This window comes from Streptomyces uncialis (assembly GCF_036250755.1).
In the GTDB taxonomy this organism is placed as follows: Bacteria; Actinomycetota; Actinomycetes; order Streptomycetales; family Streptomycetaceae; genus Streptomyces; species Streptomyces uncialis.
Genome location: NZ_CP109583.1, coordinates 7888450 through 7913717 on the forward strand (window position 1 = coordinate 7888450; position 25268 = coordinate 7913717).

Here is a 25268-nt window from a genome sequence, read left to right on the forward strand (position 1 = left end):
ACCGTACCCGCGCCCCGGCCCGCCCTGACCCGTCCCCGACCCGCCCGGTCCCGCCCAATCCAGTCCCGCTCCGTCCCGCTCCGTCCCGTCCCGCCAGGAGTACCGCGATGCCGTCCCCGCAGGAAGCGTCCGTGAGGTCCGTCGTCGTCCCGTTCGAGGCCGGTGAGCCGCCTGCCCCGCTGAGGGGGCTCGGACACCACGGAGTGCTGGAACGCTGGCGCGCGGTCGACCGCTCCGGCCATGCCCCGCACCTCGTGGGTGTCCGGGGCGCGGACGGGGAGGACTGGACCGCCGCCGCGCTCGTGACGGCCCGCCCGCACACGGCGTATCTGAAGATCGTCGACGCCGTCGGTGACGTGCCGGCGGCCGTCGCGGCGGTCGTCGCCCACGCGCGCGCCCGGGGGCTCGCGCAGGTCAAGTGGGAAGGCTGGACGGCGACTTCCGAGGAAGCCGTCGCCGCGGGATTCGCCCCCCTGGGTCCTCCGCTCGCGCGCTCCGAGGGCGCCGAAGGGCCTGCCGCCGGATACTTCCGCTGGCTGCGCGACGGCGTGGTGACCGCACCTCCGTACTACGGGCAGACCACGCACTTCACCTGCGGCGCCGTCACCGCCCTGGTCGCGCAGGCACACGCGGGGGCGCTGCCGGGGGACGGGCTCGACCGCCGGGCGGAGCTGACGCTGTGGCGCGACGCGACCAACTTCCCCGCGTGCGAGCCCGTGGGACTGGGCGTCGCCGTCCGCCGCGCGTGGCCGTCGTCCCCCGTCACGGTCCACCTCGACACGGACCGGCCCGTCATGCTCGGCCACCTCCCGGAGAGCGAGCGGGAGTGGCGTGCCCACCTCCAGCGCATGTCACGTGAGGACGCCGGACGGATCGGCGTCCCGGTCGACCCGCGCCGCCTCTCCACGACCGGCATCCGGAGCGCGATCGGCCGACGCGAGCATGTGCTGCTCCTGGTCTCGCTCGCCGCGATGCAGGGCTTCGACGTGCCGCACTGGGTGCTCTGCCATGGCGTCGTGCCCGGCGCCGTCGTGGTCGACGACCCGTGGGCCGACGCGGCGAAGGGGGACACCTGGGTCGACGCCCATCTGCTGCCCGTCCCCGATCCGTCGCTCGACACCATGTCGGCCATCTCGCCGGACGGCTTCGGCGGCGCGGTGACCATCGGACGCCGGACGGCTTCAGCCGGGCGGTGACGTGCGGGGCCTGGCAGCGGACCCCCGGCCGCACGGCGTCACCCGGTCCGTGGATTCACGGGAGTCACGCCGTACGACGAACTCGGTCATGCTGACGAGGGGCGGTACAGCGATCGCGGCACGTACCCGGGAGAATTCGTCCAGGGTGCGCACGTGTCCACCAGTTGTCGCGCGCGACCGCGAGCCTGCCGGCGAACCCGGGCGCGTACGCCTTCCATGAGGAGATCCCGCCCTCGCGGGACTCCCGGGCTGTGGTAATCGGTGTGCGGTGCCTGGCCGATGGCCTGGTGGGACCGGACGGGACGGTTCTTCATCCGGGCGTCTCCGTTGCTGTGGTGGGGAGTTGCCCTTCGGTCGGTTCCGTCTCGGCGGGACGCCAGGACCGGCGGAAGTGTTCGACGCTGTTGTGCAGATGAACACGCGTGGCGTGGACGGAGAGCGCGGCATCGCGGCGGGAGATGGCCCGCGCGATGAGCGCGTGCTCCGAGGCGGACGCTTCGAGCCTGCTCCGGGAGTGGCCGGCCATACGGCGCACACGGGCGACGTGGGTCCGCAGGTTCTCCATCGCGTCGACCAGGAAGGAGTTGTCCGTCGCCTCGTTGACGGCCTCGTCGAAGCGCCGGATGAGTGCGAAGTAGTCGCTCACCTGCCCGTCGGAGACCGCGGCACCCCGGAAGAGGTCATGCCACTGCGTGAAGTGGTCCCCGAACTCCGCGAAGACCGCGGGCTCACCGCGTAAGGCGGCGAGCTGGGCGGCCTGGGACTCAAGGCAGGAACGCTGCTCGAAGAGGCTGCGCACGTACCGGTCGTCGACCTGCGTGATCACGAGGCCCCGTTTCCCCGACGGCTCGGCGAGACCCTCTGCGGCAAGGCGGCTCAGGGCTTCGCGCACCGGTGTGCGGGAGACCCCCAGGCGCTCGGACTGTTCCACCTCCAGGAGGTGGGCGCCCGGTGGCAGAACGCCGTCAAGGATCTCCGACCGCAGTTGCGCGTAGGCGCGTCCTGCGGCTGTGGGGGGAGTGGTCAACATGGATGCAGTGTATACACCATGGTTACGAGTGAGTGCGAAATGCGCGTGAACTCTTGTGGGCTCACCTCCGTATGTATACATTCCGGTTCTCCAGGCACCTGCCGGAGAGACAAGGAAGCTTCCATGAAGATCACCCGCACCGCCGCCACAACTGCGGCCGCTGTCCTTGCCCTCAGCGCATGCGGTAGCAGTGAGGACCCGGCCTCGGACGCCGAGCCCGAAGCGCTCGACCGTCTTGAGATCATCGCGCCGGCCGCGCCTGGCAGCGGTTGGGACCGAACCGCCCGCGGCACCCAGGACGCGCTGAGATTCGCCGGGCTCGCGAAGTCGCCCGAGGTCACGAATGTCGCCGGGGCCTCCGGCACCGTCGCCCTCTCCAAGTTCGCGCCCCAGAAGGGCAAGGAGGATCTCTGGATCACCTCGGGGCTGGCGATGATGAGCGGCGTCATCAGCAACGGGACCGAAGCCACGCTCGACGACCTCACGCCCCTCGCCCGCCTCATGGGCGAGTACGAGGTCGTCGTCACGCCGACGAACTCGCCCTACAAGTCGGTCGACGACCTGTTCGCGGCGATCAAGGAGGACCCCGAATCGGTCGCCATCGCGGGCGGCTCGGTGGGAAGCGCCGACCACATCTACATAGGTCTGCTCGCCCGGCACTACGGTGTCAAGCCCGCCGACATCAAGTACGTGCCCAACAGCGGCGGCGGCGAGGCGACGACCGCGCTCCTCAGCGGCAAGGCCCAGGCCGGCGTCTCGGGGCTCAGCGAGTTCGCCCCCCAGATCAAGAGCGGCAGGGTGAAGGGCCTCCTCGTCTCGTCACTTGAGCCCGTCGACGGCCCCCCCTTCGAGCAGACCGCCGCTGACGTCGACAAGTCCCTGGAATTCCAGAACTGGCGCTCGATGATGGCCCCGGGTGATCTGGACGACGCGCTCAAGACCCGGTACGTCGAGACGCTCAAGGAGATGCACGGCACAGAGGGCTGGAAGGACATCGCCGCGGAGAACGCCTGGAACGACAACTTCCTCGCCGGTGACGAGTTCGCGACATGGCTCAAGGAGGAGAACAGCCGGGTCAAGGAGATCCTCGGCGAGCTGGGCCTGGCCAAGAACTGATCCGAGCCCCGTGGTGGGTGACCGCCACCGTGCGCGGCCATCCACCACCACGGCATGAGACCGGCAGATCCATGGGCGCCCACCCGGGGCACGCCGTACAGCCTGGCGAGATACTGACGGAAGTTACCGTGACCCGCTACATCACGCCGCTGCGTGAGGGCGGGTCGCTGCCCGGTGTGGTCGAGGCCGACGATCTCGGTACGTACGCCATGAAGTTGACGTGCGAGGGGGGCTGACCTGCGTAAAGGTGGCAGTTTCCCGGGCTGACCTGCCTAGTTGGTCCTTTCGGTGTCTTTCAGGGGCGCGCCGTGTCATGCGGCCGCTTCTCCCTGAGCGCTCCCCAGCCGTGCGCTTTCTCCCCCGGTTCCTCCCAGGCGGGACTTGGCCCCGGGCGCTGACGTGGAGTGAACCCGCACGTGGTCGCAGTCGCGCTGAGTGAGTGCTGGGGCTGAGTAGGTGCGGGCTGTGGAGGGGATGGCCAGTCCCCGTTCTCCGCGAGTTCCGGCGGCGACGCCGGTGGTCGGCTGTCACGTGCAGGGAACCGCGGGACGTGCCGGACGGGTCGAACTCGCTTGCACTACGGTCGAGTTGTCCGTGATCGTGTGCGTGACGGGGGCTTCCGGATGACAGTGGAACCGGTGGCCGAGCGCGGGGTGCTGACCGCGCCGACCCCACGGACCCGGGCGAAGGTACTCTCCGCCAGGCAGACCACGACCGTGGCCTGAGAGCATCGAGGCATGGTCAGGCACAGCCGACCCAAACCGTCGGACCAGCCGTCGCGCGCCGTCCCGCGTCTGGACGCCGACAACCCATGCGCCGCGTACGACGAGCGGCGCCGCCCGCCGATGAACATCTACCGGCGTCACCGGCCGGTGCACGGCGGCGCAGTCACCTCCGGCCCGACGAGGCGCGCGTTCTGGAGGAGTGGAGCGGGTTCGCGTACGAGCCGGCCGGCACCGCCCCCGGCCTCGCAGCAGCCCAGGAATGATTGAACGAACTTCCGATCGGCGGCGCCCGCAGCATGATGCCCCGTGGCGGAAGGCATCCCGATCCGGGCCCGGGTGCCGGTGTATCCGAGGCGGCGGCCGGACACGGGCGCCGTGTGCCGGGGTGCCGAAGGCGTGGGCGGCGTGGTCGAGGGTGTCGGCGATCTGCCCGGGGTGGGCGTGCGCGTGGCGGAGCCGGGTGGTCACTTCGTCGGGGAGGCGGCTCCAGTCGGCTTCGTGCTGGCCGCCGGAGATCCGACAGCCCGTCACGAAAGTTCGCGGTCAACGAGCCGGATCCCAAAGCGTTTCAGATCGACAAGTCACTGGTAGTGAGGTTGGCGGACATGAGATTCGATCATCCTTTCAATTGCCCGGCATGGAGCGCGCCCCACCCCGGGAAGAGAAGGGCGGGGCGCGCAGTTGTCTCCGTACGGTTCCGAAGGGGGATTCAGAAACGGACGGCGAATTTGTTCGTCGTGCCCGTGTTCCCGACAGTCAGGTCGTCGACGCGCAGCTTCCACCAGCCATTGACGGACTTTCCATCAAGATTCACGGTGTACACCTTCTTGAAGGTGCCGCCACCCGTAGGCGCACCGGACGGCTTGAGGAGATGGATGGAGCCATCCGGGGCGATGACATCAATCTTCAGGTCGGCGTGACGCTGGTGATCGACCTCCACATACACCTGGACCTTCGAAGACGCGGTGCCGAAGAGGTTGGACACACTGGTCCAGATCTCCTCGTAGTTCTTGTCCGGGATGGGCTTGACGGTCTGGTTCTCATACGACGGGAAACCAAGCGCCCAGCCCTTCAGCGTGCCGGTGTCACCTGTGGCGTTGTCGGTGACCTTCAGCGTCCATGTGCCGTTCGCGACCGCATCCGTGGCATCCACACCCCATGTGGTGACCAGACTGCCGCCAGGCTCCGAACCGTACGGCTTGAGGGTGTACACCCGGCCGTCCGGGCTCGCCAGGAGAACACGAGCCTCACCGAGCTTGGTGTGATCCATGTTCACGTACACCTGGAGCGGCCCGGCCGCGTTGCCGTTGATGTTGGTGACGTCGATCGCGGACACGAGCGTGCTGTTGTCGGCAATGACCTCGTTGGCGTTCTTCTCGAACGGCGTCGGGAAGATCAGCGACCACCAGTTCAGCTTTCCGGTGTCAGCGTCATCAACATCGGTCATCTGAAGCTTCCACGTGCCGTTCGCCGGTTCAACAGAAGCATCCACCGTGTAAACGGCGACAATGTTGTCCGCCCCATCCGAAACAGAGGAATTCTTCAGTAGGAACACCTTGCCGGTCGGCGAGATCAGCTCCAGCTTCACATCACCCCGGTAGGTGTGGGTGATGTTCACCGACACGCTCAGCTTGTTCGACGCCTGCCCCGGGTACTCGGCCACGGTGATCGGCGACGTAGCGGCGGGTCCAGGGGCCGGAGAGCCCACACCATCGGGGATGGCAACCGTCTGATCGTTGTCGATGTGGAACGCACGCGGCTTCTTCGTCGTGGGATCAGGCCCCGGAGTCACCGCGGTGATGGCCTTGTACACATCAATACGCGGCGTGGTCGCTCCCGTGTACGAGATGGGCGTACCAGACGTGGCGAGCAGCGACACCAGGGATTCGATCGTCTCCGCCGGATACGTCTGCCGCAGCACAGCCAGAGCCCCCGCAACGTGCGGAGTGGCCATCGAAGTGCCGTTCTTGGAGGCGTAATTGCCGCCCGTCACCGACGAGTTGATGGAGGTGCCGGGGGCAAACAGGTCCAGCAGCGGGCCACGGTTGGAGAACGTGGACACCTCATCGGTGTCCGTGGTCGATCCCACGGTGACAGCAGAAGCAATACAGCCGGGCGCGGACACGGCATCGGTGTAGCCGTTGTTGCCGGCGGCGATGACAGTGGCGACACCCTTGGTGAGAAGACTGTCGATGATCGCCTTACGCGGATCCGCGTTGCAGCCAGTGGTCCAGCGGGCCCCGCCCAGGCTCATGTTCGCGGCGACAATGTTCACCCCGGCGGTCTTCCACTGCTGCACCTGCTCCAGGCCCTTGATCTGCGAAGAGGTGAAGGACAGCACGCACGGGCTGCCCCCGGCTCCGCAGTAGGTGTCGTCGTTGAACCGGGTGAACACCTGCACGGCAGCAATATCAGCTGCGGGGGCGACGCCTCGCTTTGGCGCACCAACAGCACTGTTCGAGTTGCCTGCGGCGATACCGGCGACGTGAGTGCCATGGTCGCACTGCGTGCCGAGCAGTGAGCACGGGCCGGTGGACGTGTCAGCTGAACCGGCACCCACCTGAGCCTGCGTGCTGTCCGGGCAGAGGCTGGTGGCACCGTAGCCCGCGTCAGTGACGGAGAAACACGCTTCCTGCTTGACGCGCCCACCGAGGAACGGATGCCCCTTCTCCACTCCGGTGTCCAGGACAGCGATCGTCACTCCGGCGCCGGTCTTGCCTGCGGCGGTCGCCCTGTCGGAACCGATCTTGACGGTGGATTCGTTCAGAGTTGCCTTGACCGGCACGTCTTCGGTGACGGAGATGACACCGGGCTGCGATTCAAGGTTCGTGAGCCCGGTCTGGTTCACCCGCAAGGTGACCAGGGGAAGCGTGTTGTAGGTGACGAGGGTTGCCCCCGCCGTTTGCGCAGAGGACAGCTCCGATGTCTGGGAGGTGACGACGTTGACGCGGACGGTGCCGCCGGAGGCAACCTTGTCGTTGAGGGCCGGATCAACAGCGTCGCTGGTAGCCGCCAGCGCAGTGCCGGTGATGGGGTTGTAAGGGGAGGGCATGGCCGCGAGGACCATGGCTGCTACCGTCGCCGTGACGGTAGCCCATATAGGCCGCTTCAAAACGGGTTCTTCCTTCTTCCGGGGACGGCATGGAAAAGGGGTCCGAGCGGGCATAGGACGGCTCGGACCCCTGTCACCTCAGCAAGCCGACTCGCTCACCTGAACGGTCAGGTGGCGTTGGCGCCGTTCTTCGGACGGCCGAAGTAGAAGACAGCCGTGTAGTACGCGTACGCCGTAGCCCGGCAGGACTTCTTGTTGCTGTACCGGGGGCAGGTGTAGTTGTACAACGTCTTGTAGAACGTCACGTCAGCCTGAGCGCCCTTGCCCTTGTCCAGGTACCACTTGTAGCCCTTGTAGGCGTTCCCGATCGTGCCGTACCCGTAGTCGTGCATGTCGCACGCCGGAATGAAGTTCCAGCCGTTCGGCTTGTCCCTGGCAGAGGTGCAGTGATCGTGGTTGATACCCACCACGTAGTGCCCCGTCGGCGTCACCTTCCAGTACGGGTTACGCCACCCGTAGTGAGCGACCTTCGTCGCACAGCCACTCGCCGTGTACCACATCCACTCATACGCGTTGTTGCACCACGACGGGTTCGCGGTGGGCGCGTTGATCTCACCGGACTCGAAGTCGGATGCCGCCGGAACAACCCCTTCTCCCTGCTGAATCGAAGGCGCACCCGCCATCGCGGTGCCGCCATCCGGAACAGTTCCGGTCGTCTCCGTCACCGTCGCCTGAGCGGTCTCCGCACCGAAGTTCAGATCCCACCTCCCGCCACCATCAGTGGTCGCGGTGTCCAGCCGATTCAACCCGTCATAGGTGTACGCGTTCAGCTCGTCACCCGCCGACGGGTTCTCCACCTTCTTCAGCAGCCCCGCACTGTCGTAGCTGTAGCGGGCCAGCGTCTGTGTGGTGGTACCGACCGTGAGAGAGATGTCCTTCACCAGACCACTCACTTCACCCAGCGCCGTGGAAGTGGCAGTGGTCGCGGTGGAGTAGTTCACCTTCAGCGTCTGCGCCGGAGTGTCGGTGCCACGCGCCGGGTCCTTCGCCTGCGAGACGCGGCCCTGCGCGTCGTAGGTGACGGTCGACGGCTTGTACGCGTTGTTACCCACCGACGTCACCCGCCAGGTGTCCCCGCTGCCAGACACCTGCTTGTAGACGTAGGTCGGCTTCAGGTCAGCGGCCGGAATCGGTGCGCCGGACGCATCCACGGGAACGTCGTCCCCGGTGGCGCCGGCGGCAAGGTTGACTTCTACGGTCTCGACGACGGTGGTCTTCAGCGACCCGGACAGGTCATCGAAGACGATGGACTCCATGAGCGTGGACCCGTCAGCGGCCTTGTAGGTGTTGGTGCTGCCGCCGTTGGGGCCGGCGATGGACTCGGTCAGGTCGTAGCGGGTGGAGGCACCCGACGCCAGGTCCTGCACGGTGATCGCACCACTGGAGGAGACGAGGGTGCGGTTGAGTTGCCCGCCGAGGAACTCGGCCTCCCACGCCTTGCCGAACACGTCCAGGTCTGCACGCGCGGAAGGCGCCTGCTCAACGCCGGCGGGACCGGATCCCTGCCCGTTCACGGCATGGGAGCGGCCCATCAGCCCGGCGGGGACATCGTTCTCGGTGACGGTGTACGTGTCGGTGGCAGACTCGTACAGGCCGGGGCCGATGGTGGTGACCGTGCCGTCGGCCAGAGGCGCGCTGGGCGTGGTGTCGGCGACGGCGGGTGACTGCGGCAGCAGCATGGCCAGGGAGGCCGCCGCTATCACAGGAAGCGCGATTTTGCGCACTGTGTTCCCTTCGGTCAAGTTGACGAGCTCTGATCAACAATCCGGGAACTTATGCGATCCGAACATGTGCCTGCAAGACCGTATAACTGGAGCCCACTCCTCCATTTATGAGCGTTTTTGAGACCCGGAGCAATACTCGAAAACTGTGGATCGGCGACGGGTGACCCGCGAAAGGGATACCTTGCCGAATGGTCCTGGGACGGTCATCGATTCCCTCCCTGTCAGCCTTGGGTGAGACTTCCCGCTTCGGCGGGTGAGCCTGAGAGGGCACCGACAGGAGAACCACCCCGTCATGATCAGCACCAAGCCCGCCTGATCCGACCCGGACGTCACCTTCCACGAGGACGACTCGCAGGTCGGGACCAGTACGGCTCTGCGGGCGACGGCCGGCTTCCGCAACCTGGCCATCAGTACGATCCGCCTCGCCGGACGAGCCGGCATCGCCCACGCCCGCCGCGACCTACTCCACCACGGGACGCTTGCGCCGTTCACGACATCTGATCAACATCATGAAACCGGGCAGCGCGGAACTGCGCCGGGGCCTTTCCTGGAGAACGATGACGGATTCGAAACCGAACTCGTCGAAATCGAGCCATCGCAACGAGACCGAGGTCAATTGATCCACAGATCTCTACGACTGCTTTGGCGTAATCAAGCCATGAGTACGCATACTCATGCGCCCCTGTGAGCGTGCGGCAAAGATTCATCTATGCCATCAATTCGCTTCACTGGATCCGTCGTCATAGCGGCTGCGGGCTCCCTCGCCCTGACCGCCTGCGGCACCCAGACAGCCTCATCCACCTCCACCACCCCGGTCGGCTCCCAGGTCTCCGCCTCACCCGCCCGGCAGCCCACCGAGAAGCAGTTCCTCGACCTCCTCAACAAGTTCGCACGCCAATGCTCCCCCGACGCCCCCAGCGGCAGCGGCGCCGCACCGGATCCCGGGACACTGCCCGGCGGCATCCCCAGCGGTGCAGCCCCCCGCACCGACAAGCCCGCCGGGACACCTGACGCGAACGGCGACATACCCATCCCCGTCGATGAGTCAGGTGAGATGCCCGACAAGCCCATGCGGTCCGGCCCGCCACAGGAAGTCGAACTCGGCGAAATCGAAAAGTGCGCCGCCGCCAAGCACGCCGAGCGCCTGACCACCAAAGCAGCCGGAAAGCCGCATACCACCTACAGCGCACTTCAGCAGACCATTATCGCCGCCGGATACCGTACCGACCGCATCCACAAGATGCCCGACCTCGGCGGCGACCCGCGCGCCCGAGTGGACCTTCGGTTCATGGGCTCCGGCCTGGCAGTGGAAGTCATCGGCACCGGAACAGGCGTGATCGCGGAACCCTTCGGCGCCCCCGCAGACGAGAGCGTGTCCGTGACTGAGGTGAGGCGGAAGCCGAACCTGGACGCACCGTCCTCCTGAACTGCGAGTGCACCGTTCCGGGTTCGGTGGAGACCCGATTCCGTGAATGGATCGAGCCATGGCACGCCCTTCCCGTTACCCGCTTGAGCTGCGCCGTCGCGCGGTGCGCATGTTCGCCGAGGTCCGTGGTGGCTGTCCGAACGAGTCGGCCGCGCTGCGGGCGGTCGCCCAGAAGCCGGGGCATCGGTTCGGCAGAGCCCCCGCGGAACCGGGTGAAGCGGGACGAGATCGACTCCGGGCAGCGGCCGGGGACGACCACGGAGGAGTCCGCGCAGGTCAAGGCGCTGAAGAAGGAGATCGCCGAGCTGAAGCCGCTCATCGTGCGAGACCGGCACCGCTCACCGGCCGCGGGCACCGCACCTGCCCGGCGCGGAATCCACCGCCGGCCGGTCCACCACCACTCCGACCGGGAACAAAACGACACCGCCCCAGGCCGGACACCGCGTCAGATGGTTCCCGGTACGGGCCGCGCTCCACTCCGCGCCTGCCGGAGGGGGCAGGCGGTGGTCAGGCGCTTGTCACGTTCTCGGCCTGGGGGCCCTTGGGCCCGTCGGTGACGTCGTACTCGACCGCCTGGCCCTCGTCCAGGTTCCGGAAGCCGGAGGCATTGATCGACGTGTGGTGGACGAACACCTCCGCGCCGCCGTCGTCCGGAGTGATGGCACCGTAACCCTTCTCCGCGTTGAACCACTTCACCGTTCCTGTAGCCACGCTGCTCTCCTTCTGCGATTCCTGGACGGCTCCACACGACCAGACGCTGCCTGGAGCCGGGCAGGCGGACCGGTACGGCCACCGCCATCAGGGACAACGAGCCGCGATGCTCAACGACTCGGCCGCCCGTCCAACGTTCCCGCCGAAACCCGCCCCACCGACCCATTCCGTGAGGTCGCTGCTGGGTGCTCGCACCTGGACAAGATCCGCCGCTACGGCTCACACACCGGCCACCTCGGAGGCGGGGACCTCACCGCCGACCTCGCCCTCCCCCTCGAACAACCGCCCCCACCCGGCAGCCACACCCTGCTCATCGGAGATCGCCGAGGCCCTCGCCCGCACGACGTTCTCTTCCTCCACGACGACCCGCGCCGGTTCGCGGCGTACGAACGGCGGTTCGGGGCCCCCTACCCGGCCGGGCGCACGGTGGATCCGCTGTTCACCCAGCTGCACCGGCGGACGCGGTCCTAGCGTCCGGCCGGCCCGGACGCCGAGCGTTCCACGTTCGTGGCGAGTTCCCGCGCCGAGGGCCTGTCACCCGGAGCGCTCAGCAGGACCTCTCGCAGGACTCCCTGGACCTCTGGCCACGGTGCCGCAGCTCGCAGGGGGATACGGCCGGTGGCGATCTGCGCGCGGAGCTGGTCCGAGGTCAGGTGCTCCGGTGAGATGCCGGCGGCCGGGTAGTCCAGGGGCCAGGTTCCGGTGACACAGGTCCACAGGGTGGCGGCCAGGGTGTAGACGTCGGCCGCCCTGCCCGCGTCCAGCGGCAGATCACCGGCGCCGCGCAGGGCCACCTCCGGCGGCACGAGATGGTCGATGCCCACCCCCGTCACCGGTGGCGGCCGCATCCCCTCCCGCCAGCTCCACGCCAGGTCGATCAGACGGACACCACCACCGGTGTGGATCCCGTGGTCCGGCTGGAGATCAGCATGGACCCAGCCCAGGCCGTGCAGGCCGTCGACCGTCCGGCACAGTTGCACCGCCGCGTCGAGGCCCGCCCTCCGCCCGCTGCTGTTCTCCCGGAACGAGGCGAAGGCATCCCATGTGGAGGGCCCTTCGAACCACCGCGCCACCAGCCACGCGCTGTCCGGTCCCCGACCCGCGGCGAGCAGATGCCCGGTCCACCCCAACGCCCGGAGTACCTCGGTCTCCCGCGACACGGCCCCCGCGCCGTCGCCGGTGCCGATCTTCACGGCGAACCTCCCGCCGGCACCCGCGGCCTCCCACACCACGGCTCCCCGGCGGGACGTCACCTCCCGCAACCGGAAGGCGCTCCCGCAGCGGGCCTCGACCACCGCGAGAGCCTCGTCGTATCCGGAAGGAAACTGATCCATCACGCAACCTGATGCTGTCGGGACACATGGGTTCGGCGGACCGTCCGGTCACGCCGCCCGAGCAAACGAGCCGGGCCGTCAAAAGACTCGGCGTGCCAGGGCGAGCTAGCCGGAATCGCCGGAGGCGGACCGCTCAGGAGCCTGGGGCGACAACGTAGCGTCCGGATGCGGCAGGCAGGAGCGCGGCGATCTCCCCCAGGACCCGGGCCGCCGGTGCCGGGTCGACCAGCCACTTCAGGTGGCTGCTGGTGAGTGTGCGGACGTCGTAGGGGGTCTTCGGTGTCAGCTTGTTGCCCTCGCGGATTATCCGGTCCTGCATGGCGAGCGGCATGCTGGTGTCCTCGGTCAGCCGGATGTACGTCTTGGGGATCCGCCCCCAGGTGTCGGCCTGTGCCCGGTCGTCGGGTGAGCCGACGTCGAGGTTCTCGTCGGGCTGGAAGGTGTTGAGGAAGACCATGAACTCGCCGTCTGTCCCGTCGGCGAGGAAGGCCGCTTTGAGGGCCGCGAGGGCGCCGGGGTCGGCGGTGCGGAAGTTGGAGCGCAGCAGCCCGAGTTCGGCAGGGTTCCCGACCATCGCCGATGCCACTCCTGTGGTGTCGACCGTGGCCATCTCGGGCTCGGCGTAGTAGGCGCTGACGTCGAGGTCGACGGGGCACCAGGCGGAGACGTAGACGATGCGGTCGATCAGGTCGGGCCGCTGGTTGGCCGCGACGGTGGCGGTCATGCCGCCGCGGCTGTGGGCGACCAGGATGACGGGCCCGTTCCGTCTGGCGCGCTCCAGCGTCCCGATGAGATGCGCGGCGTTGTCGGCGAGCGTGACGCCCTTGACGGCCCCGGGCGCGGTGGCGAGCTCTTCGAGGTCCTGCGGCGCCTGATAGGCGCGCGGGTACGTCGCGGCGAATCCGTGCCCCGGCAGGTCGACGGCGACGGAACGGTGCCCGAGGAGGCCGAGTTCGGCTTGGAGCGGTGCGAACGAGAAGGAGTTCGCGAAAGCTCCGTGAACCAGTACGAACGTCGGTTGCATCTGTCTGCTCTCTTTCTGGGCCCCGTGGCGCCCGGCGGCATGCGCATCGCCCTTTCCGGCGCCGCACACCACCTCGCGGCCGGGGCCGGGGAACGAGTCGTCGCCCGTTGCCGCCCGGCGGCAACGCGTATCCGCCCGGCCGTTGTCACCAGGTGGCACCTGTTCGGGGCATCAACACCACGGCCAGGGACACCGCAAGTTGCTGCGCCGTCCGGGTATGCGCGATGCGAGGCCCTTGCCCGCGGCCGCAGCGGCGGTCGGCGCCGAGCTGCACCTCCGGCACTCCGGGCACTCCTCCGAGTTGGTGTCGTGCGTCAGTCCTGCGAGGTACCCATGGAGTCGAAGGTCTCGCGCATCAACTGGTCGATGGTGCCCGGCTTGTCGGCCAGGGAGTCGAAGAGGTCCGCGAGCAGCCACAGCACGAAGCCGTGGATTATGGCCTCCTTCGGCTCGATCGGCCCGAACCGGTCGCGCCAGGCCACGGTGTCCATGCCCATGGCGGCGGCCATGAGGACACCGGTGGCCATCGGCACCTGCTCCGGGTCAGCCATGTCGAAGGTGGGCAGTTTGCGGATCACCGCGGGGATGAGGTCGGTCAGCGGATCGAACTGCTCCCCGCCGCCGGGCGGCTCGCCGATCAGGTACCCGGTCAGGACGCCCACCAGGAACACCGTGCCTCGGGAGACCTCCTCGCGCCCGACGGAGTCCGCCGCAGCCTTCACTCGTTGCTGCGCTTCTTGGCGCTCCTTGGCGGGCGTCCGCTTCTCCAGGACCCGGTAGGTGTCCCACGCCGCGCGGACCGCCTCATCCACCACTACACCGTCGTTGCTCATGCAGATGACGGTAGGCGAGACGACGTGATCCGCGAAGACATTGCGGCAACCGAGCCTCCGCGTCCGTGCCCAAAGGAGTTCCAGGGCTGGCTCTCAGGGCTTGCGGGTGCGTGTCAGGCGCGTACGACGAGGCAGGTGGCGCAGTAGCCGGCTCCGACGCTGACGAGCAGGGTGTGGCTCTCGGGTGGGGGTGGTTGTTTGAGGGTGAAGGCGAGGTTGGCGGTGAGGTCGCCGCCCCCGAGGTGGCCGGTGTGGGAGCCGTACCGGCGGATCTTGTCCTGGAGGGGGGCGGGAAGGGCGGGGCGGATGGTCCAGTCGATGAAGGTCTGGCCCAGGAAACAGGGGAGGACCGAGTCGATCCCGGGGGCGTCGGGGCTGAGGTGGGCGTCGTCGAGGGCGTCGTCCACGGCGTGCTTGACGCAGGCCCGCATGCGCTTGAGGACGTCCTGTTTGCGGAAGGGGGAGCCGTTCGGGTCGGGGGGCTGGAGTCCGAACGGGTCGCGGCCGGGGAAGTCGGGTTCGAGGCTGGTGTCTCCGTGGCCCGCGATGGATTCGATGAGCAGCGGGCCCGGGGAGGGGGTGAGGACGACGGCGGTGGCGCCGTCGCCGAGGGGGCCGCCGTCGGAGAGCGGGGACCAGCGCCCTTGGGGGACTTCGTTGAACTTGTCGGCGGTGGTGATCAGGGCCGTGGTGGTCCGGGGGTCCGTGGCGATTTTGGTGAGGGCTGTTTCGATCGCGGTGGCTCCGCTGTTGGACTGCTGTTGCAGGCCGAACGCCATGCAGTGGTGGGCGCCGGTGAGCCGGGCGACGCGGTGGGCCGGGCTCCAGACCCCCTCGCCCTGTTCGTAGACCCAGCAATGGATGTGGAGGTCCACGTCGTCGGGGGTGAGACCGGCGTCCTCAAGAGCGGTGCGGGCGGCTTCGGCGGCCATGCTCGAGACCGTGCGGTCATGGCAGACGGCCAGTTGGGCGAAGCCTTCGGCCTCGGCGGCACGCAGTCGGATGACTCCGGACGCGGCGGCTTCCTCGGCTGTGGAGGCGGTTTGGGGCAGCCAGAGCGCGGCTGCGTTGATGTAGAGGGGGATGTCGGTTCTCACGGTCGTCCTTCCCGTCGGCCGGCGGGGGAGGAGCGGGAGGGGAAGGCGGCCGAACGGCTGGGGAGTGGGTATCCGCGTCTGCGGGTACGTGTGTCTGCCACCGCCGGGCTTGCGGGGTTCGGTCCGGCGTGTTCCGGTCCGCCTGCGGCAATGGTGTCGTCCGTCGCGCCGGGGTCTTCATGGCCGCTGTCGCGCCGTGCCGAGGGTGACGGGGAGGGTGGTGAGGCGGCGGTTGAGGGTGGCGCCCTGCCAGGTGAGGGCGTCGGGTTCGGTGGCGAGCGCGATGGAGGGGTAGCGCCGGAAGAGGGCGCGCAGGGCGATACGTCCTTCCAGCCGGCCGAGGTGCGAGCCCAGGCAGTAGTGGGGTCCGTGGCCGAAGGACATCAGCTGGGCCGCGTTGGGGCGGTCCGTGCGGAAGTCGTCGGGGTGGGGGAAGACGCCGGGGTCCTTGTTGGCGGCGGCGAGCGAGAGCAGCACGAAGGCGCCTGCTGGGATGGTGGTGCCGCCGACCTCAACGGGTTCTGTGGTGAAGCGCCAGCCCGCGGTGAACAGGGGTGCGTGGTGACGCAGGAGTTCCTCGACGACTGCCTGGGCGCTGTCGTCGTCGGTCAGCAGGGTGCGTCGGATGTCGGGGTGCTCGATCAGCAGGGCGGTGCCGTAGGCGATGAGCGTGGCGGTGGTTTCCAGCCCGGCGGCGGTCAGGAGCGAGATCATTGCCTGGATCTCCATGCGGGTGATCCGGTCTCGGCCGTGGGCTTTCAGCAGCACGGTGATGAGGTCGTCGCCCGGGTCCGTGCGGCGTCGTTCCATGGCCTCTCTGACCAGGTCGAACTGTTCGAGGAGGGCGGCGTGCATGGGTTCGCTGTCCGGGGGGTCGGGTTCCCCGAGCCTGGCGGTGACGTCGGCAAGCGGTGCGCGGAGGTCGGCCGGGACGCCGAGCAGGGTGCTCATGACGTCGCTGGCCAGGGGGCGTGCGTAGTGGGCGACCACATCGGCGGGGTCCTGGCCGGCGAGGTCCCGCAAGGCGTTCTCGGCCGCGGCTTCGATCATCGGCCGCTGCGGCTGGACGGCCGCGTGGCTGAGAAGGGGGGAGACCTGCCGGCGCAGGCGGTCGTGGTCGGCGCCGTCGATGTTCATCAAATGGCGCCCCCGCACGGCCAGTCCGTCCTCGGGGTAGCGGGTGCGGCCGAGGCCGCAAGGGGGTTCGGGGATCTCGCGGATGTCGAGGGTCAGTCGTTGGTCGCCTGCCAGGGCGCGTGCGGCGTGGTGATCGGTGACGAGCCATGTGTGCAGGCCGCCGGGGAGGACGACCGGGTGGACCGGTCCGGTGTCGGCGAGATCGCGGATGGCGGTGGGGAACGCCTCATGGGGGAAGGCGGCGTCCATCAGATGCCGGTTCCCGCCTGTCCGGGCGGGGCAGACGGCCGGGGTCGGCTGGTCCGGGGAGGTCATGGCCCGCTCCCGGCTTTGGCGGCCAGCAGGGCACGCAGATCACCGACCGTGCGCAGATCGAAGAGTTCTTCGTCGCTGAAGGCAACCGAGAACTCTTTCTGTATGCAGGTCATGGCCCTGAGCAAGCCCAGGGAGTCCACGCCCGGCAGGTTGAGCAGCGGACGGTCGTCCTCTTCCGTGACGGTCCCGTTCCATTCGAACTCCCGGTCCAGCAACCGGTGCAGACGTTCCTGGAGGTGCGGCGCGAGCGCCGCCTGGTTCTGCTTCGGTGGGGGGTTCATGCGGCACACACTTCTCTCCTGCGGAAAGGCCGTGAGCGGGGCCGGTGACTTCCTGCACGTGGTCCCGCGGTGTCCGGGACGTTCAAGGGGATGTCGGGCCGACAGGCACGGTTTTTTCGACCCTACGCTTGTCCGCCGGGGGATTCGCGCTGAGCGGGGAGGGGCCGCGTGACAGGCACCTGTTCTCCGGGGGTCGCCTCCGCTGATCTCTGCGGGTCGCTTCCGTAGCGGTGGCGTGCAAGCATGGATACGCACTTTCCCGGCATTTCATCCCGTATGTCACTGGGGTCGGGGAGGCGGTCACAGGGGTCGCGTCGATGGCGACCCGTCGCCTCGCGATGAGGCGAAGTCGACTTTTCATGCACCGGTTGCCCGACCGGCCCGGTTCCCGGCCGGTCGAGTCCGCCAACGGAGCGGCCGATCCAGGATTCACGCCGGACACCTGACGCGAACGCGGTCGTCGGCCTGATTCATCAGGTGAACATCTGTCCTGCGAGGAGAATCCGATGGCCGCGCATTCCATCCGGCAGAACGGCCGCGGTGCCCCTACCCGTGGTGAAGCGGCGATGTCCGCCGAGTACCCGGCCCGTTCCACCGAACCGCAGGACGCGGTCGCCGTCGTCGGGCTGGGCTTTCGCGTGCCGGGAGCCATCAACAGCCGCGAGGACCTGTGGCGCACCCTGAACGCGGGCAAGGATGTCCTCACGCCGGTACCGCCCGAACGCTTCGATCCCGAGCGGTTCTTCGACCAGGACACGCAGCACGAGGGCAAGACGTACTCCACCACCGGCGCGTTCCTCGACGACATCAGCGGATTCGACGCCGACTACTTCGGCATCTCCCCCAAGGAAGCATCCCGGGTGGACCCCCAGCAACGGCTCCTGCTGGAGTGCACGGTGGAGGCCTTCGACGACGCCCAGCTCGACTCCGCCGCACTGGCGGGCAGCGACACGGCCGTGATCATCGGGGTCTCCGACCGCAACTACTACGAACTCCAGGTCCGCCGGCTCAGGACCATCAACGCCTATGCCATGAGCGGGTCGGCGTCCTGCAACACCGCCAACAGGATCTCCTACGTCTTCGACTTCCACGGCCCCTCGTTCGCCGTCGACAGCGCCTGCTCCTCCACCCTGACCGCGGTGCACCACGCCTGCGAGGCGATCCGTACCGGGCGCAGCACGCTGGCAGTCGCGGGCGGGGTCAATGTGATGCTCAACCCGGCCGACTTCATCGGATTCTCCAAGGCGTCCATGCTCTCGCGCACGGGACGCTGCCATCCCTTCTCGGCGGGCGCCGACGGGTATGTGCGCGGCGAGGGAGTGGGTGTGTTCGTGCTGAAGGCGCTGCGTGCGGCGATCGCCGACGGTGACCGGATCGAGGCCGTGATCGTGGCCAGTGCGGTCAACGACGACGGCACGACGTCGGGCCTGTCCCTTCCCAGCGCCACCTCGCAGCAGGAACTCCTGGAAAGCGTCTACACGCGGGCGGGCATCGATCCGGAACGGGTCGCCTACGTGGAGGCACACGGCACCGGGACCCCGGCCGGAGACCCGCTGGAGTGCCAGGCGCTGGGCCGGGCCCTGGGCAGCCGAAGAGCGCAGCCGCTGCTGATCGGCTCGGTGAAGTCGACGCTGGGACACCTGGAGGCGGCGTCCGGGGTCGCCGGGCTGCTCAAGGCGATGCTCGTCCTGCGCCACGAGACGATCCCCGCCACGCTGCACGCGCTGCCCCTCAACGACGAGATCGACTTCACCGGTCTCGGGCTCGAACCCGTCACCTCCCCGCGCCCGCTGCCGCTCGCACCGGACGGAGTGCTGGGGGTGAACTCCTTCGGGTTCGGAGGCGCGAACGTCCATGTCGTTCTCCGGGCCGCGCCCGTAGCCGCGCCGGTCGACAGCGGGCGCGGGGAAGCCGACAGCACGCGCGGGGAAGGCGAGCTGCCGGTGATGACCTCGGGCGCCACCGAAGCAGCGGCCAACGAGACGGCCCGGCTGCTCGCCGATCACCTGGAATCCGTTCCGGACGACTTCTACGACATCGCCTACACGAGCTGTCTGCGCCGTACACGGCGGGAGCACCGGGCGGTGGTCCTGGCTTCGGACGCGGCCCGGGCGGCGGCCGGCCTGAGAGCTCTGGCCGCCGGCGACGAGCCGGTCGCGGGCAGCGCCCGGGGAACCGCCGAACGGGACGGGAGCTCGGTGGGCTTCGTCTTCAGCGGCAACGGCTCCCAGTGGCCCGGTATGGCCAGGGACCTGCTGGCGGCGGACGAGGCATTCCTGAGCGAGGTCGCCCTCATCGACGGAGAGTTGCTGCCCCGGCTGGGCTGGTCGGTCCTGGAGGCGCTGCGCCGCCCCGTCGGCGCGCCGGAACTTGAGCGCACCGAGGTCGCTCAGCCGCTGCTCTTCGCGGTGCAGGGCGGACTCGTCGCCTCGCTGGCGGCTGCCGGTATCACCCCGGCGGGAGTCACCGGCCACAGCGTCGGCGATGTCGCCGCCGCCTACTGCTCGGGCGCCCTGAGCCGGGCCGCCGCCTGCCAGGTCATCGCGGAGCGCAGCCGGGCCCAGAGCAGGACCGCGGGCAGCGGGCGGATGGCCGCGATCGGACTCGGCCCCGCCGCCGCACAGGAGGCGCTCATCCCGTTCGGCGAACGGCTGGTGATCGCCGGGATCAACGGGCCCGATGCCGTCACCGTGTCCGGCGCGACGGCGGCGATCGCGGAACTGGGCAGGGCACTGGAGGCGCGGGAGGTGTTCTTCCGCGAACTGCCCCTGGACTACGCCTTCCACAGTGCGTCCATGGATCCCGTGCGGGAGGTGCTGCTGGATTCGCTCCAGGACCTCCCGGGGCGTCCGTCCCGTATCCCGATGGTCTCCTCGACGACGGGCCGGGTGGTGGACGGTCCGGACCTCGACGCGGAGTACTGGTGGCGCAACATCCGCGAACCCGTCCGCTTCACCGACGCGCTGGACACACTGCTGGACGGCGGCTGCACGGTACTGGTGGAGATCGGCCCCCACGCCGCCCTTACCCCGTATCTGCGCACCGGCACCGTACGACGGCCGGAACAGGTCACCGTCCTGTCCACACTTCTGCGCGACCAGGCCGGCCCGCCGCTGATCCGCTCGGCGATCGCCGCGGTGCTGGCCACCGGCGCCACCACCGACTGGACTCCCTTCTTCCCGGTCCGCGGCCGTGCCGTGCCCCTGCCCGCCTACCCCTGGCAGCGCGAACGGCACTGGTCCGGCGAGCCGTCATGGTGGGAGGAGTCCGCCCAGCAGGACGCCCCGGCCCGAAAGCATCCGCTGCTCGGTGAGCGGCTGCCCACCCTCGACCCCGCCTGGCACCAGCAGCTGGAGCCGGGCCCGCTCGCCTGGCTCACCGACCACAAGGTGGGCAGCGCCGTGGTGCTTCCCGCCGCCGCCTACGTCGATGTCGCCCTCACCGCCGGGGAGAATGCCCTCGACGCGGCGGCCGAAGTCACCGACCTGTCCATCGACGCCGGGCTCACGCTGCCCTTCGACGATCCCGCGATGGACATCCGCCTCCAGACCACGGTCGCCCCCGGCGGCCGGTGCACCATCGCCAGCCGTGACGGAACCTCAGGCCCCTGGCGGGAACTGGTCCACTGCCGGGTACAGCGACTCACCCTGCCGCAGCCGCCTCCGCTGGACCTGGCCGCCATCCGGGCCAGGACCACCCGCCGCCAGACCCGAGAGGAGCACTACGCCACCTGCGCCCGTGCCCAGTTGCCCTACGGGCCGGCGTTCCGGCCGCTGACCGCACTGGCGGTCGGCGAGACCGAGGTGCTCGCCGACTTCACGGCTCCCGTCCCCCCGTCCGGCCGGCACACCGCCGACGTGAGCGTGCTGGACGGCGCCCTCCAGTCGGGCGTGCCGCTGCTGGCCACCGAGGGCGACACGGTGGTGCCCTACCTGCCCTCCGGGTTCGCCGCCGTACGGTCGTGGACGGACCTGCCCGCCACCGGACACGTACACGTCACGGGTCGGCGCGGGGACCGGACCGAGCACACCTGGGATCTGACCGTCACGGACACCGACGGCAACGTGGCCCTGGAAGCGATCGGCTGCCGGCTGCGCCGCTTCAACGCCGCCGAACCGGCCGCCCCCTCGCTGCTGGCCGAAGTCCTGCGCGCCGCCCCCCTGCCCGGCACCTCGGCACGCCCCACCCCGCTGCCCTCCCCGCAGGAGACGGCCGCCGCAGACATCTGGCCGGATGGACCCGGCGACCAGCACCTGCACGACTTGACCCACTTCCGCACCGGTGTGGTGGACACCGCCGCCCACAGCATCGCCCGCGCCCTCACCGACATCCTCGGCGCGGACCGACCTCTCAGCGTCCCGGCGGTGCTCGCCACCGGAGTCCACCCCAAGCACTCCCGCTGGCTCACCGCACTGTGCCGCCTGGCCGAGGCACGCGGGGTCCTGCGCGCTACCGGACAGGACACCTGGCGGATCGCCACCGAACCCGCACTCGAACGCATCGTCCAGGAAACACTCACCGCCCACCCCTCCATCGGCGCGGCCCTGTACCCCTACGCGGTCACCGGACTCCACTACGCGGACATCCTGCATGGCCGGATCGACCCCCTGGAATTCCTCTTCTCCGTCGACAACCTCGCCTCACGGGTCTACGACTTCACCCCCAACCTGGTCTACCAGTACCGGCTGGCCCGCAATCTGCTGCGGGCGTCCCTGAAGAACTGGCCGCCGGGCCGGCCGCTGCGGGTGCTGGAGGTCGGAGCCGGCACCGGCGGGCTGACCGCCGCCGTCCTGCCCGTGCTGCCTCCCGAGCTCACCCGCTTCACCTGCACCGACATCTCGCCCGCCTTCTTCCCGCACTGCCGCGAACGCCTCGCCGCCCACGACTTCGTCGACTACCTGCGCCTGGACCTCGACCAGGACCCCACTGAGCAGGGCTTCACCCCGGGCAGCTTCGACATCGTCCTGGCCGCAAACGCCCTGCACACCGCCCGTGACATGGACCGCACCATGCGCTACGTCTCCGGTCTGCTGGCCGACCACGGCCACCTCCTGGCGATCGAGTCGCACAACCACGACGTCGCCACCCCCGTCTTCGGCATGCTCGACAGCTATTGGGACTACGAGGACACAGCACGGCGTCCCGACGGCCCCATGCTGTCCTGGGAGGAATGGCGCACCCTGCTGGAAGCCAGCGGTTTCGATACCCCGGTCCAGCTCGGCGACCACGCCGATCCGGACCTGCGCGACTACTCCCTCATCCTCGCCGCCGCCTCACCGCACCAGGACACCAAGGCCCCGGGACCGGCCCACCCGGCACCCGAGCGGACCGACCCGCAGGACACGACCCGCTGGCTCATCGCCGCCACGGGCACCGCCCACGGCCGAAACGCCGCTCTCGCCCGCGAACTCGCCGAGACCCTGCCCAACAGCCCCGGCCTCCCCCATGGCACACAGCTCATCGAGGACGCCGACGACCCCGGCTCCTGGACCAAGGCGATGCGGTCCTCACCCGGACCCACCTCCCTCGTCCTCATCGGCGGCGACGAACACGACAGGACGACGGAGCAGGACACAGATCCGCAGGCACTCACCGACGAGGCCATCCGCCAACTGGGCACCCTGCGAACCCTCGCCCAGGTCCATCAGCACCACACCGACACCGACCGGACCGGTCTGTGGCTCATCACCCGCAGCACCGCCCACACCCCGGAACACCCTCCCGGCGAACCGGTCGCCGCCGCGCTCTGGGGAGCCGCACGAAGCCTGGCCAACGAGTTGCCGACCACCCCGGTGCACCGCATCTCTCTCCCCCTGCCGGAGGGATCCCCCGACCCGGTCGACGCGCTGGTCGCCGAACTGAGCACGCCGACCGAGGAGGAAGAAGTCCTCCTCACCCCCGAAGGGCGCTTCGTTCCCCGAGTGCAGAACCTCCCCGCCCCCACCCGCCCCAGCAGCCACGGAACCTCCCAGCGGTTCACCCTCGAAGTCCCCGCCTGCGTACCGCACTACGAATTGCGCTGGAAGGCGGTCCCGCCCCTGGTACCGCCACCCGGCCAGGTGGTGATCGCCGTCGAAGCGGCAGCCCTGAACTACCGGGACATCATGACCGTGACCGGCCGGGTGCCCGCACCCCCCAGAGCCCCCGACGATCCGACCAGCCCCCTGGGGATGGACTGCGCGGGAACCGTCCAAGCCGTCGCCGACGATGTCACCACCCCTTCGGTGGGGGACAGGGTCGCCGGGATCAAGGTGGGCTGTTTCGGCTCCCACGCGGTGCTGCGCGCCGACCGGCTCATCCCCGTACCCGACACCCTGCGCAGCACGGAAGCGGTCACCCTGCCCGGCGTCTTCATCACCGTGGAGCTCGCCCTGCGCCATCTGGCCCACCTGAGCCGGAACGAAACCCTGCTCGTCCACTCGGGCGCCGGCGGCGTGGGAATGCTCGCCGTCCAGTACGCACAGCGTGTCGGCGCCACCGTCATCGCCACCGCCGGCACCCCCGGCAAACGGGACCTGCTCCGCCTCCTCGGCGTCCGCCACGTCCTGGACTCCCACACCCTCGAATTCGCCGATCAGATCCGTGAGATCACAGGCGGCGAAGGCGTCGACGTCGTCCTCAACTCCCTCGCCGGGGAAGCTCTCGCCCGTAGTGTCAAACTTCTCAAACCCCACGGCCGCTTCATCGAACTGGGCAAACGGGACTTCCTTGCCGACAGCCCGCTCCTCCTCGCCCCCTTCCTGAACAACCTCACCTTCTTCGGCGTCGACGTCGCCCCCCTGCTCACCGAGTACTCGCCCAGCGGCGACGCCCTCGTCCGCTCCCTGGCCGACGCCGTACGGACCGGCACCGCGCACCCGCCGCCCCACCAGGTGTTCCCCGCCTCCCGCATCGGCGAGGCATTCCAATCCATGGAACGGTCGCGTCACATCGGCAAAGTCGTCATCGACCTCACCGACACCGTCCCCGTACACACCGCACCCGACCCGGCCCCCCTCGACCCCGACGCCGACTACCTCATCACCGGCGGCCTCGGCGGCTTCGGCGCGGCCACCGCCCGCCACCTCGCCGGCCGGGGAGCCCGCCATCTCACCCTCGTCAGCCGCAGAGGCCCCGACGCCCCCGAAGCGGAAGCACTCCTCGCCGATCTGCGGCACGGCGGCGTCAGCGTCACCGCCCACGCCGCCGACGCCGGTGACTACGAGGCGATGGACACCATCGTCACCGGTATCACCGCCGCGGGCAGACGTCTGGCCGGAGTGGTGCACGCCGCGATGGTCCTCGACGACGCCCCGTTCACCGAGTTGACCGACGAGCGCCTCACGAAGGTCCTCGCGCCCAAACTCACCGGCGCCCTCATCCTGGACCGGCTCACCAGCGGACTCGATCTGGACTTCCTGGCCCTCTACAGCTCCGTCACCGCGCTCACCGGCAACACCACGCAGGCCGCCTACAGTGCCGCGAACCTGGCTATGGAAAGCCTCGCCCGCAGACGCAGGCGCGAGGGCGCACCCGTACTCGCCATCCAGTTCGGGGTCATCTCCGACGCCGGGTTCGTCCACCGCGACCAGACCGGCGGGACCCTGGCCGCCCGGGGAATGACCGGCACCACCGCCCGCGAAGCCCTCCAGAACCTGGACCGGCTCCTCGCCCAACCTCCCGTATATCTGCCCAGCCCCGCCATCGCCCTCACCCACATGGACTGGGCCACCGCCGCCGGCTTCGTCAGCACCCTCACCGCCCCCCGGACCGCCGGACTCCTGCCCCCGCAGGACGACACGGCCACTCCCCTCCTCCGTGAACAACTCACCCACGCCGACCCGGAAGAAGCAGCCGACCTCGTCGAGAACGCCCTGCGTGAGCTCCTCGCCGCGACCCTCAGAACCACCCCCGACCACATCCGCACCAACCGCCGCCTCGACCAGATGGGCGTCGACTCCCTCATGGCCACCGAACTCAGCACCGCCATACGCAACACCTTCGCCTGCGAACTCCCACCCGTCGAACTCACCAACGCCGCCGACCTCACCGCCATCACCCACCGCGTCCTCACCCGCCTCAACCTCCAGCAGGAACCCACCCCTGGCCCGTCTTCGCAGACCTGAAATGCCGGATGCTCCTCATCAGGACCGCTCAGCTCCTCACCTCGCCGAAGGATCCGGCCCCGGGATCGGGCTGCCGACGTTGAGAGGCCGACCTGGTCGCCG

At 69.2% G+C, this 25268-nt stretch carries 16 protein-coding genes and 1 pseudogene; 6 read left to right on the forward strand and 11 right to left on the reverse strand.

Annotation, left to right across the window (positions count from 1 at the left end):
• Positions 1-107: 107 nt before the first annotated feature.
• Positions 108-1196 (forward strand): peptidase C39 family protein, encoded by a 1089-nt coding sequence (locus OG711_RS33000; RefSeq protein ID WP_073794958.1) that lies wholly within the window; start codon positions 108-110, stop codon positions 1194-1196.
• Between the two features lie 310 nt (positions 1197-1506).
• On the opposite strand, the gene OG711_RS33005 is transcribed toward OG711_RS33000, so the two are convergent.
• Complete coding sequence (locus OG711_RS33005; RefSeq protein WP_073794955.1) at positions 1507-2226, reverse strand: GntR family transcriptional regulator; 720 nt, start codon at positions 2224-2226, stop codon at positions 1507-1509.
• Between the two features lie 123 nt (positions 2227-2349).
• Here OG711_RS33005 and OG711_RS33010 point away from each other — a divergent pair, with 123 nt between their 5' ends.
• The 3 genes and pseudogenes from OG711_RS33010 to OG711_RS33015 all read left to right on the forward strand — a co-directional run bounded on the left by OG711_RS33010 (position 2350) and on the right by OG711_RS33015 (position 4330).
• Positions 2350-3342 carry a Bug family tripartite tricarboxylate transporter substrate binding protein gene (locus tag OG711_RS33010; RefSeq protein WP_073794952.1) on the forward strand — a complete coding sequence of 331 codons (993 nt, stop codon included), beginning with the start codon at positions 2350-2352 and terminating at the stop codon, positions 3340-3342.
• Positions 3343-3452: 110 nt separating this feature from the next.
• A pseudogene (locus OG711_RS39260) lies at positions 3453-3572 on the forward strand (HipA family kinase); the annotation flags it as partial.
• Positions 3573-4153: 581 nt separating this feature from the next.
• Positions 4154-4330 (forward strand): DUF6087 family protein, encoded by a 177-nt coding sequence (locus OG711_RS33015; protein ID WP_329562198.1) that lies wholly within the window; start codon positions 4154-4156, stop codon positions 4328-4330.
• A gap of 446 nt (positions 4331-4776) precedes the next feature.
• Here OG711_RS33015 and OG711_RS33020 read toward each other — a convergent pair whose 3' ends face one another.
• Both OG711_RS33020 and OG711_RS33025 read right to left on the reverse strand, forming a co-directional pair.
• The gene (locus OG711_RS33020) at positions 4777-7134 is read right to left on the reverse strand and encodes a proprotein convertase P-domain-containing protein (RefSeq protein ID WP_073794949.1); all 2358 of its coding nucleotides are present in this window, start codon (positions 7132-7134) and stop codon (positions 4777-4779) included.
• Positions 7135-7286: 152 nt separating this feature from the next.
• Complete coding sequence (locus OG711_RS33025) at positions 7287-8903, reverse strand: phospholipase A2 (protein ID WP_329562201.1); 1617 nt, start codon at positions 8901-8903, stop codon at positions 7287-7289.
• Positions 8904-9957: 1054 nt separating this feature from the next.
• Between OG711_RS33025 and OG711_RS33030 the strand changes: the two genes are divergently transcribed.
• Positions 9958-10329, forward strand: coding sequence for a hypothetical protein (locus OG711_RS33030; protein WP_329562203.1), 372 nt, complete (start codon positions 9958-9960; stop codon positions 10327-10329).
• A gap of 507 nt (positions 10330-10836) precedes the next feature.
• Here the strand turns inward: OG711_RS33030 and OG711_RS33035 are convergent.
• From OG711_RS33035 to OG711_RS33070, 8 genes are all read right to left on the reverse strand, one after another.
• On the reverse strand, positions 10837-11040 hold the full coding sequence (locus tag OG711_RS33035; RefSeq protein WP_073794938.1) for a cold-shock protein: 204 nt from the start codon (positions 11038-11040) through the stop codon (positions 10837-10839).
• A 219-nt stretch (positions 11041-11259) separates the two neighbouring features.
• On the reverse strand, positions 11260-11493 hold the full coding sequence (locus OG711_RS33040) for a hypothetical protein (protein ID WP_329562205.1): 234 nt from the start codon (positions 11491-11493) through the stop codon (positions 11260-11262).
• Between the two features lie 14 nt (positions 11494-11507).
• Positions 11508-12374, reverse strand: coding sequence for a serine/threonine-protein kinase (locus tag OG711_RS33045; protein WP_329562207.1), 867 nt, complete (start codon positions 12372-12374; stop codon positions 11508-11510).
• A 133-nt stretch (positions 12375-12507) separates the two neighbouring features.
• Positions 12508-13398, reverse strand: a complete 891-nt coding sequence (locus OG711_RS33050) for an alpha/beta fold hydrolase (protein ID WP_073794932.1) — start codon at positions 13396-13398, stop codon at positions 12508-12510.
• Between the two features lie 314 nt (positions 13399-13712).
• Positions 13713-14231, reverse strand: a complete 519-nt coding sequence (locus OG711_RS33055; RefSeq protein WP_329562209.1) for a hypothetical protein — start codon at positions 14229-14231, stop codon at positions 13713-13715.
• Between the two features lie 113 nt (positions 14232-14344).
• Positions 14345-15328: a ketoacyl-ACP synthase III family protein gene (locus tag OG711_RS33060; RefSeq protein WP_329562211.1), complete on the reverse strand. Its 984-nt coding sequence runs from the start codon at positions 15326-15328 to the stop codon at positions 14345-14347.
• Between the two features lie 177 nt (positions 15329-15505).
• Positions 15506-16780: a cytochrome P450 gene (locus OG711_RS33065; RefSeq protein WP_329562214.1), complete on the reverse strand. Its 1275-nt coding sequence runs from the start codon at positions 16778-16780 to the stop codon at positions 15506-15508.
• Positions 16777-17061, reverse strand: coding sequence for an acyl carrier protein (locus OG711_RS33070; protein WP_073794921.1), 285 nt, complete (start codon positions 17059-17061; stop codon positions 16777-16779). Before OG711_RS33070 ends, OG711_RS33065 begins: the two co-directional genes overlap by 4 nt.
• Positions 17062-17567: 506 nt before the next feature.
• Between OG711_RS33070 and OG711_RS33075 the strand changes: the two genes are divergently transcribed.
• A complete protein-coding gene (locus tag OG711_RS33075; protein WP_329562217.1) occupies positions 17568-25166 on the forward strand; it encodes an SDR family NAD(P)-dependent oxidoreductase in 7599 nt (2532 codons plus the stop codon).
• Positions 25167-25268: the final 102 nt, after the last annotated feature.